General features: G+C 41.9%; 6 protein-coding genes. 2 read left to right on the top strand and 4 right to left on the bottom strand.

The features are described from left to right. Window positions 1-337 precede the first annotated feature (337 nt). From GM418_RS23720 to GM418_RS23705, 4 genes are all read right to left on the bottom strand, one after another. Complete coding sequence (locus GM418_RS23720) at window positions 338-2,140, bottom strand: SLC13 family permease (RefSeq protein ID WP_158869685.1); 1,803 nt, start codon at window positions 2,138-2,140, stop codon at window positions 338-340. Between the two features lie 2,089 nt (window positions 2,141-4,229). Continuing rightward, window positions 4,230-4,790: a winged helix-turn-helix domain-containing protein gene (locus GM418_RS23715; RefSeq protein ID WP_158869684.1), complete on the bottom strand. Its 561-nt coding sequence runs from the start codon at window positions 4,788-4,790 to the stop codon at window positions 4,230-4,232. A 1,084-nt stretch (window positions 4,791-5,874) separates the two neighbouring features. After that, on the bottom strand, window positions 5,875-7,110 hold the full coding sequence (locus GM418_RS23710) for a Wzz/FepE/Etk N-terminal domain-containing protein (protein ID WP_158869683.1): 1,236 nt from the start codon (window positions 7,108-7,110) through the stop codon (window positions 5,875-5,877). A gap of 131 nt (window positions 7,111-7,241) precedes the next feature. Further along, window positions 7,242-9,566 (bottom strand): polysaccharide biosynthesis/export family protein, encoded by a 2,325-nt coding sequence (locus GM418_RS23705; RefSeq protein WP_158869682.1) that lies wholly within the window; start codon window positions 9,564-9,566, stop codon window positions 7,242-7,244. Window positions 9,567-10,369: 803 nt separating this feature from the next. Between GM418_RS23705 and GM418_RS23700 the strand changes: the two genes are divergently transcribed. Together GM418_RS23700 and GM418_RS23695 are read left to right on the top strand one after the other, a co-directional pair. Then, window positions 10,370-11,170: a polysaccharide biosynthesis/export family protein gene (locus GM418_RS23700; protein ID WP_158869681.1), complete on the top strand. Its 801-nt coding sequence runs from the start codon at window positions 10,370-10,372 to the stop codon at window positions 11,168-11,170. Then, complete coding sequence (locus GM418_RS23695; protein ID WP_158869680.1) at window positions 11,167-13,665, top strand: GumC family protein; 2,499 nt, start codon at window positions 11,167-11,169, stop codon at window positions 13,663-13,665. The genes GM418_RS23700 and GM418_RS23695 overlap by 4 nt, the downstream gene beginning before the upstream one ends. Window positions 13,666-14,651: the final 986 nt, after the last annotated feature.

Genomic DNA, 14,651 nt, shown 5'->3' with positions numbered 1-14,651 from the left:
GGAACTCACAATGGGCATGAAATCCATGAAAATAAGATTTTGTATCCCCATGTTCGTTTCATCCTTCCACGCTTTTAGCCTGCGCCGGCCCGGGCCAAATTTTCACCCTGCGCGCCTTTCTTACAATCATAGCGCTCTTCTTCTCCTTTCACACACTCTCATCGTCTCAGTGCTCAACGTCTCATTGTCTTCCTGCTCATTTCTCATCGCTCTCTTCTCACCGTCTCAGTGCTCACTACTCGACGCTCATATCTCTCTTCTCACGGTCTCAGTGCACACATTCTCATCATCTCAGCGCTCAACCTTCCCAGTGCTCACTATCTCATCTTCTCTTTTCTCAAAACGGCCAGTAATAGGGTATCAGCCACACGCTAACCATAAAAGCGATTATCTGCATGGGTGTTCCGATGCGTAAAAAATCCCGGTATGAATATTTCCCAATGGATTTGATGATCAGATTTGCCCGGTACCCACGGGCGGTCATAAAACTGGAGGCAGCGGCTATGGCAATCGCCACAAAAAAAGGTTTGGCGCTGACTCCCAACAGCTCAGCTGCCAGTACAGCCACCGGAAATACAAGCGCTACGGCGGCATTGTTGGTGATAATTTCGGTTAATATGGCGGTGACGATATAGATGATTGCAAGCACTCCTGCCGGGCCAATGGATTTTACTACATTGACAGCATCCTGTGCCATCGACTGAGCAATACCGGAGTTCTGAATCCCTTTACTGATTGCAAAAGCTGAGGCTACTGATATGATCAGATCCCAACTGATGTTTTTGGTATAGTTCTGAGGTGGTAATATTTTTAGCCACACCAGCAGAATGGCCGCCGCTGCCACAAAAAGAAAAATATTCAAACGCATTCCATAGCCCCAGGATACCAGTTCATTGATAACAATACCCAGCACCATTGCAGCAAGAATTACCAGGGCAATCCACCGTGTACGTGATGTTTTTCCCACACGGTAATCCTGCAGATAATTCACCAGATAAAACATATGTGATGTTTCCCAGTTACTCAGAAACTGGTCGGTGGAAAGCAGCACGACATTGTCACCCACCTTGAGTTTGAGCTTGTTCAGATTGGAAGTAATCCTTTCGCCATTCCGGTGGATAGCAAGAACAACGGCGTTAAAGTGTTCAAAAAAGTTGTATTCGGTAACGGTTAATCCCAGTCCGGCAAAACGGGGTGAAAGTACGACTTCGTATTGTTTTAAATCACCGGGAGATTCATTATGCAGGTATTCCTCTCCCTTGAGTTTTATGTCCTTGTGTGCAAGGATATAATTTAAACGGTCGGAGGTACCCATCACCAGAATATCATCGTTTTGTCTTAAGCGGATATTGTTTTTCCCCGGATATAATGTTTTTCCCTTACGTTCCACACAATACAACTGCAATCCGTTTAACCCGGAAACGGAAGAACTTTCAACAGCCTGTCCGATGAGAGAACTGTTTTCTTTGAGCTGCAGATTGTAATAGTAATCCTTTGTTTCTGTTATTCCCCGCATGATGCGCATTTTTTTTCCGGGAAGCAGCCAGTTACTCACCAGTGCCATGTATATAATTCCAAACAGAGAGATAACCAATCCCAGTTTTCCGAGCTCAAAAAGATGAAATCCCTGCAATCCTCTTTCAATCATCAAGCCGTGAACCACAAGATTAGAAGAAGTTCCGATCAGGGTGCACATACCGCCAAAAATCGCAGCGTAGGAAAGAGGAATAAGAAATTTTTTATATGAAAAGTGCATCATATCTGCCCATTTAATAAGCAAAGGAGTGACATTTACTACGATAGGCAGGTTATTTAAAAATGCCGAAAACAACGAAACAGGAATCATAATCCTTGGAATAAGGATAGGCATCGGGCTTTTTTTTCGCGGGAGATAAATTTGAGCCAACCGGGTAATCAGTCCCGCTTGTTTTATTCCTTCATTTACCAGAAACAACACGGCAATGGTTATAATTCCGTTGTTGGAAAATCCGGCAACCATTTCTTCTGCTGAAATAATACCCGTAGCCAGAAAGATGATTGCTGCGCTAAACAGGATCAGGCCCGGACGCATAGCTTCCAGTAAAAAAGCAACAATAAGAAAAATAAAGGTTGCGATTACTATGTAGGTTTCAATGGTCAATGTTTAAAAGTATATTTTTATTGATACATAGAAAGATGAATATAAAACGTTTGCTACTCATTTCTCACCGCTCACTATCTCCTCGCTCTCTTCTCATCGTCTCGGTGCTCACCCTCTCATATTCTTACTACTTACCGCTCATCTCTGCTTCTTAACGGGGCGTTGCCCCGAACCCCAAATACTTTTCTCCTTAGATGAGAAAAGTATTCAAAAGAATCAAGCCAAAGTTATCCTTCAACGCTTTAGGCCTACACCGGCCCGGGCTACTTTGGCAGGCCTACGCACCTTTATCCGCCGGGGGCGGATTACTAAAAGTTTTTAACTTTCTATCTAATCCTATTATGTTTACAATTCTTTAAAACTCTTTGCCAGCTCAAATTAGTGCGTCAGCTTTTCCCTTGTTGGGCAGGGCTGGCAACCGGCTATTTTTGTCTTTAGCTTCTATTTTTTATAAAAAACGTTCGCTGTTCATTTCTCACCGCTCACTTTCTCATCTCTCACCTTCCCAGTGCTCACAGTCTCATTTTCCTACTACACGGTGCTCGCCCTCTCACCACTCATCTCTTACTCTCAACGGGGCGTTGCCCCGAACGCCACTTCATTTCTTTTCCTTGATGAAAAGAAACGGAAGCAAAGAAAAATCAAGAAAATTTCACTTCTCTGGTATATGATTTGAGTTATACCTACTTTGATTAAAAATGAGTTCAAAGCTAATCCGACTATCGTAACCCGTGGAACTCACAATGGGCATGAAATCCATGAAAATAAGATTTTGTATCCCCATGTTCGTTTCATCCTTCCACGCTTTTAGCCTTCGCCGGCCCGGGCCAAATTTTCACCCTGCGCGCCTTTCTTACAATCATAGCGCTCTTCGTCTCACACACTCTCATCGTCTCAGTGCTCACTATCTCATCGCTCTCTTCACACCGTCTCAGTGCTCACCCTCTCAGAGCTCTCTCTTTTACGCTTTTACTCTCTGGCGGATCCGTTCTTAACGTGTTGTTTGTTCTTTTTTTATGTTTTAGTCTTTGAACTCTAACTTCTATATAAAACTTTCGCTACTCATTTCTCACTGTCTCATCATCTCACTACTCATCGCTCTCTTCTCACCGTCTCAATCCTCGTCTCTGCTTCTCGACGGGGCTTTGCCCCGAGCCCCAAATACTTTTCTCCTTAGATGAGAAAAGTATTCAAAAGAATCAAGCCAAAGTTATCCTTCAACGCTTTTGGCCTGCACCGGCCCGGGCTACTTTGGCAGGCCTACGCACCTTTATCCGCAGGGGGCGGATTATTAAAAGTTTTTAACTTTCTATCTAATTCTATTGTGTTTATAATTCTTTAAAACTCTTTGCCAGCTCAAATTCGTGCGTCAGCTTTTCCCTTGCTGGGCAGGGCTGGCAACCGGCTATTTTTGTCTTTGACTTCTATTTTTTATAAAAAACGTTCGCTGTTCATTTCTCTCCGCTCACTTTCTCATCTCTCACCTTCCCAGTGCTCAACGTCTCATTGTCTTACTACTCACCGCTCATCTCTGCTTCTTAACGGGGCGTTGCCCCGAACCCCAAATACTTTTGTCTTGCCAGACGGGCTTTACTCTTTGTCTTGACACAAAGAGTAAACACGAGGAAGGCATTTCCGAGCCAAGACTGAAAATCTTTTTGAAACAAAACTACGGACAGGTAAATCCACGCAGTGCAAACTCCCCTTCCTTCGTCGGGTCAAACAGCACTGCTTCTTTAGCCCTCATAATTTCCCTTTCCTTGTTTTGTAATCAAAAACCTTTTAGGTCACCTAAATGATGATCTTTAAGTGCTAATAAGGCTAATTCTTCACGCTTTTACTCTTAGGCGGGTCCGTTCTTAACATGATCTCTTTTCCTTTTTTATTTTTTAGTCTTTGACTTCTATTTTCTATGTAAAACGTTTGCCACTCATTTCTCATCACTCACCTCTCTCACCATCTCATCTTCCCTCTTCCCAGTGCTCAAAGTCTCATTTTCTTACTACTCGGTGCTCACCCTCTCATTGTCTTCCTGCTCATCTCTCATCGCTCACTATCTCATCTTCTCTCTTCCACACCGTCTCATCGCTCACTGCTCATCTCTCTTCTCACCCTCTTCATCAAGGTCTGCTTTCCAAATCAAAAGACGTGGTTTATCTTTAAAAACTTCCACCATCTGTTCCGCAGTTAGAACGAGATAACGAATTTTTCGCCCGATCATATTTTCTGCTTTTTCCACCAGTTTGTGGATATATTTTCTGTCCAGGTTTTCACCTGTCAGTACCAAATCGATGATCTGTGAATCGCGTCCTTTGGCAAAATCACCGGTAATAAATGCAGCTTCCAAATCGCCCACTTTGCTCGTAATACGTTCAATGATTTGATCGATGCCTACAAATTTTTTAAGAATGCTGTTGATGTCATCAAATAAAGGGTGAGCAGTATTGGCACTAAAATACTTTCTGTTTCCACTCATTTCAGCCGTTAACAATCCGGCTGCCTCCAAACGGTTTAACTCCACACGGATGGCATTGGACGATTCGCCAAACTCCTGTTCCAGGTGACGCAAATAACTTTTTGTCCGTGTATTTAGAAAAAACTTGAGTAAAAGTTTAATCCGGGTTTTGGATGTTATAATGGAATGAAGCATATTCTCTTTGATAAATAACCGGTGGCGAATAACCGGGAAGCAGAAAGCTCTTAGCTTCCGGCTAAGATTTTGTTTCTTATTTTCTTCTTAAAGTTTTATTGTTTTTGTTTTTGGGTCTTTTTTATTTTCCGGGGTATTGATTCCTTTTTTTCTCTCCGCACTGTAGTGGTGCTCAAAGTGATAAGTTTCCTTCGTCGCTGACTCCTCAGGAAATCTCGTATATCAAAACTTATTGTTTTTTTTAATGAATGGATAAGAGATACTCAATGCATATTCTCACTGCTCAACTCTGCTTCTCAGCGGGGCGTTGCCCCGAACCCCAATTCCTTTTTTCCTATAGCTGAAAAAAGGAATCAAAAAAAGCCACCGCTCAAGATTAAAAGCTAAAAATTAATTCCGTTTCACTAAAATCTTTTAAACTCCTCCTTCGCTATAGCTTGGAGTCAAACAGAAAAGATTTTTAACGCTGCACTTCATTTATTTTCTTCACGCTTTTACTCTTAGGCGGGTCCGTTCTTAACATGATCTCTTTTCCTTTTTTTATTTTTTAGTCTTTGAATTTTTCTATATAAAACGTTTGCCACTCATTTCTCATCACTCACCTCTCTCACCCTCTCTCTTCCCAGTGCTCAAAGTCTCAATCCTCATCTCTGCTTCTTAACGGGGCGTTGCCCCGAGCCCCAAATACTTTTCTCCTTAGATGAGAAAAGTATTCAAAAGAATCAAGCCAAAGTTATCCTTCAACGCTTTAGGCCTGCACCGGCCCGGGCTACTTTGGCAGGCCTACGCACCTTTATCCGCCGGAGGCGGATTATTAAAAGTTTTTAACTTTCTATCTAATTCTATTGTGTTTATAATTCTTTTAAACTCTTTGCCAGCTCAAATTCATGCGTCAGCTTTTCCCTTGTTGGGCAGGGCTGGCAACCGGATATTTTTGTCTTTAACTTCTATTAAAAAAAAAAAACGTTCGCTGTTCATTTCTCATCTCTCACCTTCCCAGTGCTCACAGTCTCATTTTCTTACTACACGGTGCTCACCCTCTCAGTGTTCACCCTCTCATCTTTCATCTCAATCAAACTGTCTCTTAAAATTTATTCTGCTGTTTGTAGTCGCGATTGACAACCACATGCAATTTTCTTTCTTTTTCCTCTTCAAGCGTCGAGTATCCATTTTGACCGCTCTTTTTGGATTGTTCTTCCTTTTCATGCTCTGACAATGATTCCCGCAGACCGGCCAGATATTCTTTTCCAAAGATCCATCCGATTCCGGCAACCAATCCAAGAAATACCCATACCGCAAGGATAAGCGGGCGGTTGGGTTTTGATTTTTCGAGCGGAATCATCACCGGTTTGATAATAGAAAAGACCGGAGTTTCTTCTTTTACCTTTATACGTGCCTGTTCCAGTTGTTGTGCCAGTTCTGAATAGACATTAAAAGCCAGCTGATATTCATTTTCCAGACGTTCTTCCTCGGTCCGGGCCAGGGCACTGATTACATTTTTATTTCTGTCGCGAAATCCGGCCAACTGTGCCTGTGTCTGTTCAAATTCCTGCTTTTTCTCGTTGTATCTCTCCTGAATAAAATCACGCTGAGCTTCTGCTTTTTCCACCCTGAAGTCGGTGATGTACTGTTGTAAAAGCACTTTGGCTTTTTGTGTTACCTGTGCTGCCAGTTCCGGTTCATGGAAAACAGCACTTAAGTTGATAACCCCCTCCTTATCGTTAACATCCAGCGAAAGATTATTAGCCAGCAATTTTCTCACTTTTTCCTGTTCGTTTGTCAGTTTAAGCGTTGTTTTATCCGTTTCTGTTTCTGTTGTCGCTGTTTCCTTTTCTCCACGAACAGATTTTAACACGACTCCGGGGAGACCAATGGTGTATTTTTTTACTACCGCCAGAATTCCGGGTTGATAATAATCGGTATAATAGGTCACGAGACTCACCGGCTGCGCTACACCCTCAAAAGTAAAAGTGCTGTTCATGATCTCCAGCTGAAAGGGTGCACTTTGAATTATCTGAGGATATACCTGGGGTGTTAATTCGGTCATTCCCTGTGACATATTCAGATTAAAACCTGCCATGGACGCGAGCGACGACAAGCCGCCAAGATTAGATGAACCTTTTGATGTTTGCGGTACAAGTGTTGTGGATGCGGTAAACTGTTTGGGTGACAGTATTGCAACAATCCCCCCGATTAGGGTAAAAACAAGCAGTGTTTTTATGATCGTTTTTCTTCCCCCCCACACTGTTTTTATCAATTCCAGCAAATCAATCTCGTCACTGTCCTGAACCGTTTTATCTTTTATTCTATTTTCTGACATAAGCACTTAAAATTGCACCTTTTACCACTATTAGACAGATAACGGGGCAATTGGTTGCGTAACTGTTCAATTTAAATTTCCCCGGGAGGAAATGATTTTAATCCGAAACAAATAACGTTCCATTTTTATTTCTATCTCAACACAGCAGCAATAGCAACGGCAATCGAAGAAAATGTACTTGCAACAGCGAGCCACTGACTCGTATTGTTGTTTTCTTTTGCGGGTTTTTCGGGAACAATAATTTCACTTCCCGGCAGGACTTTAGGATAGCTTTTAAAAATAAACCCTTTTTTTGACGCGGTTGAACCGTTGGCATATTTCACATAGGCTTTTCTGCGTAATGCCCGGGAATCAAAACCACCACTGCGTTCAATATAACTTTTAAATGACACCCCTTTTTCATAAGTAAGAGAAAACGGGTTTTGTACACTGCCGCTTACTTTTACGGTTTGTATGTACTCCGGAATAAATAAAACATCGCCGTCGCGCAAAAACAGGTCGTTATGTCCTCCGGCTCCGGCTAAAATCGCCGGCAGATCCACCGCAATATTTTCAGAGCCAAGAATAGGATTTGTACGCTCAAAAGTAGCTCCTTCCGCAAAAGCATATTGTGTAATTCCCCCTGCCATAATCACCAAATCAGAAATGCGCTGCCCTTTTTCACTGATGGCATACTGCCCAGCATATTTTACTTCACCTTTTACGGTGACTTTACCTGCATTGCGAAAACCGGGTGCCTGACGTACGGAAATCTGGTCAAAAGGCTGTAATTTAAACTGTGCATCTCCCTGTTGTAAACGAAGATCCCGGTCGAGTTTAAAAGTGAAAATGTGAACCAGCTGGTTGTTTACCTGTGCTGCTTCTTTATACGAAAGTCTTCTGGCTACCTCGATAAATGTACTATCGGCGCCCTCGGTAAATCCGTCAGCCACAAAAACAGCATCTCCCAGGGTCATTCCATCTGAGAAATGAAATTCGCCAGGCGTTAACACTTCTCCTGAAACCGAGATATAAGGTTCTTCACGTAAATCGAATAAAGATTTCACCAGGACACTGTCTTCCGGCTGAAGAACAATATCCGATTTCCGAGCCACTACATCGCCTACGTCAAAGGGAATATTTGATTTGGTTTTATCGGGATTCTCACGGGTAATCATGCCCCGGTTCTGAAAGGCGTCCTTTTTGAGTCCGCCGGCTTTCTGAATCAATGCCGACAAGGTGACTCCCTCCTCCCACTGGTATTCTCCCGGCTGATAAACAGCACCTTCAATTGTAATCCTGTTTTCAAATTCTTCGCTTATTTTGCGGCTCACAATTCTATCGCCATCCTTTAGTATTGTGTTTTCTGCGTTCTCGTGAAGTACATCAATAATCTGCAGCCCTTGTTGTGTTTTCCGGTACACATGCACCTGAGCCAGCCAGGCATTCCCGGTAAATCCACCGGCAAAACGAAACAAATCGTCCAGGGTCTCTTCCTCTTTTATTTCAAAACGGGTATTCCGGCGGAATTCGCCGCGCACCTCCACACGTCTTTCCACCGGAGGAACAAAAATAATGTCTTCATCTTTTAAGGAAATGTTGTCTGAAGGATCGGCATCCACAATAAATTTATAGATGTCCACCGTTTGAAATAATTTATTATCACGAATGATTTTAATGTTTCTGAAAGATCCTATGGTATCGGGTCCTCCGGAGAGATACAATGCATTAAAAACAGTGGAAGTTGCCGGGAGTGTATAGGTTCCGGGAGACATCACTTCTCCAACTATATTTACCCTTATGGCCCGTAATTCACCGATATTGATCTGGGCAAAAGTTTGCGGATTGTTCCCTCCCATATCCGCATAAATGGAAGTAAGCCTTTGTTTTATTTTACTTTCGGCATCGCGAAATGGCATGCCTGCAACATATACCGGCCCCACATCGGGAACAATGATCTGCCCGTTTTGATTCACGGTTAATTCGTAATTGTTTTGTGAATTCCCCCATACATTTATAATTAACTGATCGCCTATTCCAATCTCATAGTTTTTAGGCGTTTGAATGTTTGCTCCGGGTTCAAAGCTGAGCTTTTTATTATTAAAAAGAGAAAAACCAAATATATTTACCGCTGTGTTAAAGGTATCTTTCCGAACAGACAAAGAACTGTCTTTCATAGCTTCCATATTGTATTCGGCGTTGGAAACGGCAGATAAACTATCGATAGAAACCGCACCTTCACGCAGCCGTTGTTGAAACTCACGGATTTGTGCTTCGCTTGCCCCTCTTTGCCGGGCCAGGTTTATTGCCTCCTGTTCAGTAAGACCGGCATCCTGCATCTGTTTTCTTACCTTTTCAATATCCGAATCGGAGAGTTCTTTTACATCCACAGACTGCACATTCTGGCCTGTTGCCAGCATAACACAAAAAAACAGGGGTAAAATAAAAATAATTTTCTGAAGTCTGAATTGTTTCATATACTGTTTAAACTGAAGCTATCTTATCTAAACTGTCTTCTTCCCTTACTTATTATCCCCGGAGCCTCTTATTTTTTGGCAAAAAAGATTTTTCGGAGAAATACAGGAAGATTATTTATTTCTTATTGGTGAAATGAAGTCGGTGAATACTGACTTTCCGGCGGGTGAAATAAGGTGTTTGATTTTGGGTAATGCAGATTTCATGTTTATGTGTTTTTTGTTAACCAATTTATACAGCTCCGCCTCCTCAGTTACATCGTCTGTAACCTCCGCGGCGTTTTGGGATGCTGCAATGAGTAAATTATTTACTCAAAAACAGACGCAAGATATAAAATGCATTTCTTTTTTTCAATAGCAAGCTCAATGGAATTCCCCGTTATTTCTTCACTTTTTTTACGTCCGTATCCAAAAAGCCAATTGTTCAGCTCATTAGACAAAACGATCAGAAGATTATTTTTTTGTTAAGCAGGCAGCCCCGGTTATACATTAACAAATATTTAAAGTTGAATGTCCTTTATCCATAAAAAACAAAGATTTCTTCAAGCGATATAATTCCATAAAAAACTGAATATCAAACCACAATATACAATACAGGCAATTCAATATAACATAAAAAAGAGATACAGCATAAAGCAGGTATTCACTATTTGGAAAGCGAGCAAAACAGCTAAGTTGTTTATTGTAATCGTTTCCAAATACTTGTTCTTGGATTCGCCCGTTCAATTCCGTAGCTTTGTTTCTTTTCCATCGGTTTCGAACAAAATAATTGTTACTTTTGTCGTGCATTATATAAAACTATGAATGTGTCAACCATTAAATTATTTACAAAAAAAGCGGGACTTCCCCTGGTCGTTCTGTTTTTGTTTGCGTCGTGCAGCACCCCTTTACAGGAATTGATTTATCTTAACGGCTTACAACCCGGAATGACATACGAGCATGGTCCGCAACCCGAAGAGTATAAAATCAGGTCCAACGACCAGTTGTTTATCCAGGTTATCAGTGACGATCCTTTAAATGCTGCTTTTTTGAATCTGATCAATACACAGGGCTCGATGGGAAGCATGGGGAACTCAACCAACAGTATTGAGTTGATAACCTATCTGGTTGACGAAGGAGGTTTTATCAACTATCCGCAGCTGGGAAATTTAAAGGTGGATGGTAAAACCACCAGTGAAGTACGTGATATGGTTCAGGAGGGAGTAGACCGTTACCTTGAGGGCGCTTCAGTATTTGTAAAGCTGGTGAACCGCACCGTAACCATTTTGGGAGAAGTAAAAAGCCCCGGACAAAAAACGATGGTCAAAAACCAGCTTACCATCTTTGAAGCCCTGGGTACAGCGGGAGATATCAGCGACTATGGCAACCGGCAGCAGATAAAAATTATCCGTGAATTGCCGGATGGGAAACATGTTGAGGAAATGGATCTTACCAACCCCGACATCATCAATTCCCCTTATTATTATATTTTGCCGCACGATATTGTTTATGTAGAACATAAAACAAAGGTTTACGGTGCCAAAAACCTGTCGTATGCTGCCCCCATAAGTATCACAGCATCCATTATTTCCGTAGGATTACTCATAATAAATTTATTTAACCTATGACGACGCAGCGTTTCCAAAATAATGGCATTGAACACAACAATGACGAAGACAGTATTGACTTAAAAAAGCTGGTCTTTAAACTTTTAAGCAACTGGTACTGGTTTATTCTGTGTATTGTTGTTGCCGTAGGAGCTGCATTTTTATACAACCGTTATGCTACTCCGGTATATGAGTTAAGTACGACCGTTCTTGTGGAAGAGGACAAAGTGACTTCCCCGCTGGAAGAAAGCGGTGTGTCGGCAAATGTTTTTCAGGGATTTGGCGTAATGAACAGCATGCGGAATATTTTTAATCAAATGGTGATTATGCACTCTACTCCACTTATTACCAGAACGATTAATGAACTTGATTTTGAAATCAGCTATTATGCAGTGGGCAGGGTTAAAACCAGTGAACGCTACCGGGAAGTTCCGTTTACAGTGGAATGGGATGAAGCACATCCGCAACTGACCAACTCTGAATTTTTACTCCAGATTGATGCCAACGGCAAGTTGCATTTAAAAGCCCAGGGGGAGAATGCAGAGGTATACAGTTATAGTGAGGATGAGGTACTAAAAAAAATAAGTAATTTTTCTTTTTCAAAAGACATGGATCCCGGGGTGCGTTTAACCGCAAATGAATTTTCGTTTACCATTTTGTTAAATGAAAAATTTGATCCCCAGGCACCCAATGAATTTAAATTTGTTTTTAACAAAAAAAGCGCACTGGTAAAAAAATATACCAAAGCACTTACTGTTAATCTTGCCGACAAGGAAACATCGATCGTAGGGCTTACCTTACGAGACTTAAACCAGGAGAAAGGCATTCATTTTTTAAATAAACTTACCGAGATTTATCAATTGGATAACCTGGGTAAAAAGAATGACAACGCCAACCGCACCATTCAGTTTATCAATTCACAATTGCAAAATATTTCTGATTCGTTGAATGTTTCGGAAAACCGGATGGCTTCTTTTCAAAGTGAGAATCAGGTTATCGACATTTCGTTGCAGTCGCAGCAATTGCTGGAGCAGATGAAAGAACTGGACAATGAACGTGTGGCGCTGGAGACACAAAACAAATATTATCATTACCTCCGGGACTATGTTGGGAACAACCAGGAACTGGAAACACTTATCGCCCCTTCGGCGATGGGAATCAATGATCCTTTGTTAAACAGTCTGATTCTTCAGTTAAATGATTTAATCACGCAAAAATCGAGTTTGACTTCGGTACGGGCCAACTCCCAACATCCGGCCATCGTCCGTTTAAATGCCCAAATTGAAAGTGTAAAAAATTCTTTGCTGGAAAATACCTCCAATATCATTTCTCAGTCGGATATTGCTTTGGCTGATATCAACCAGCGTATCCGCAGCTTTGAAACACAAATACGCCGTCTCCCGGCTACAGAACAAAATTTTGTAAATATTGAACGGCGTTACCAACTGGATAATGAAACTTATACATTTCTGTTACAAAAACTTTCGGAGGCTCAAATTGCCAAAGCATCCAATATTCCGGACAGCCAGGTCATTGAGGAAGCCAGAATGAATGGAGAAGGACCGGTTGAACCCAAAAGTAAAATGATATACGCCATTGCCTTGTTACTTGGTCTGCTTATCCCCGGGGGTGTAATCATGCTTCTGGACTTTTTTAGTACAAAAATTGTTTCGCAGGAAGAAGTGGAGGCCCTTACCCGGTTTCCGATTATCGGGCACATCTTTCACAACGAGAAAGAATTTGCCAGCCGTACACTGGTACTGGATAAACCCAATTCTCCGGCAACAGAACCTTACCGGGCCATCCGCAATAAACTGAATATGATGACCAAAGCCAAGGATAATCCTGTAATCGCGGTTACTTCTACCTTTCCCAAAGAAGGTAAGTCTTACAATGCGATTAACATCGCCTCATCCTTTGCACTGATGCGTAAAAATACCGTATTGCTTGACCTCGATTTGCGCAACTCAAAAATAGATGAAGAGTTTAATTTTGAGTCCAACATGGGCATCGTGAACTATATTATCGGAAAAGCAACTTTACCTGAGATTACTTTTGACACCAAACACCCGCGTTTAAAAATTATTCCCGCCGGACCGATCCCTCCCAATCCTTCGGAAATGCTAACCGATAAAAGGCTGACAGAGGTTTTGGAGAAATTAAAGGAAATATATGATGTTATTGTTATTGATACACCGCCAGTGGGTTATGTGGCTGATCTCTACCAGTTAAACGATGAAATTGATGCCAACCTCTTTATTGTCCGGCATAAGTACACCCATAAAGTTGCTCTAAAGAATGCGTTGGGCGAAGTGGAAAAACATCAGCTGAAAGGTGTGGGTATCATCATTAATAACATTCAGTTGGGACGTAAAAAAAGTAGTTTGGGAAGTTATGGTTATGGATATGGGTACGGATATGGGTACGGATATGGGTATGGGTACGGATATGGCCAGGAATACGACAAAGACAGAAAACGCAGTAAACGAAAAATGCTAAAAACCGAGCAAGGTTAACAATATCAGGATCCATTGAAAATACATCGGTAGATTACGAATAAAATTCGAAAAAACAATGCCTATCTGATTGGAAGACCGAAGACGGAAGTCAGAAGTAGTCAGACCAATTTGTATTTAATGCTGAATCGCTTAGTAGTTGCAGTCTCAATTTTCATTTTCCGAGGCTCTCTTTTTCACACTTTACTCATAGACGGGTCGTTTTTTACCGTGTCGTCTGTTCCCTTTTTCTATTTTAGTCTTTGTGAATTCTAACTATAATACGTTCGCTACTCACCGCTCACTGTCTCATCTCTCTCTTCTCAGTGCTCACAGTCTCACCGTTCATCTCTGCTTCTCAACGGGGCGTTGCCCCATACCCCAATTCCTTTTTTGTCTTGACACAAAAAACGAACGAAAAAAAGTCAAGAAAATTTTATCCTTCCTCGCTTTGGGCCTTCGCCGGCCCGGGCCAAATTTTCACCCTGCGCACTTTTCTCACAATCATAGTGCTCAAGTCTCATCTCTCTCCTCTCACCGCTCAGTGCTCAGTGCTCACCATCTCATTTTCTTGCTACTCATCTCTTACCAGCATAGCGGGGCCTTGCCCCGAGCCCCAAATACTTTTCTCCTTAGATGAGAAAAGTATTCAAAAGAATCAAGAAAAAAATAAGCTATCTACGCTAAAAGCCTTCGCCGGCCCGCATTTTTTTCCGCCTACCCGCCTATCCCGACGATGTCGGGATTATTGAAAGTTTTAACCTTTCTATCTAATTCTATTGTTTTTATAATTCTTTAAAGCTCACCGCTCGTCTCTCTCTTCTCCTCATCTCTGCTTCCTAACGGGGTGTTGCCCCGTACCCTAATTCCTTTTTTAGCCTTTGAATTCTATTTTTTTCAAAAGGCTCAATACTCATTTCTCTTTTCTCACAGTCTCAGCGCTCACAGTCTCATCGTCTCAATTCTATCCGCTCACCGCTCACTGTCTCATCTCTCTCTCTCTTCTC

The sequence above is a fragment of the Maribellus comscasis genome (assembly GCF_009762775.1).
Taxonomy (GTDB): Bacteria; Bacteroidota; Bacteroidia; order Bacteroidales; family Prolixibacteraceae; genus Draconibacterium; species Draconibacterium comscasis.
Note: the sequence above shows the minus strand (reverse complement) of the source record. Positions and strands in the feature narration are given on the sequence as shown.

What these genes read in the sequence shown, in the direction of transcription:
- GM418_RS23695 (WP_158869680.1), top strand. Translation starts at nt 11,167, where the DNA reads ATGACGACGCAGCGTTTCCAAAATAATGGCATTGAACACAACAATGAC.
- GM418_RS23705 (WP_158869682.1), bottom strand. Translation starts at nt 9,566, where the DNA reads ATGAAACAATTCAGACTTCAGAAAATTATTTTTATTTTACCCCTGTTT.
- GM418_RS23715 (WP_158869684.1), bottom strand. Translation starts at nt 4,790, where the DNA reads ATGCTTCATTCCATTATAACATCCAAAACCCGGATTAAACTTTTACTC.
- GM418_RS23710 (WP_158869683.1), bottom strand. Translation starts at nt 7,110, where the DNA reads ATGTCAGAAAATAGAATAAAAGATAAAACGGTTCAGGACAGTGACGAG.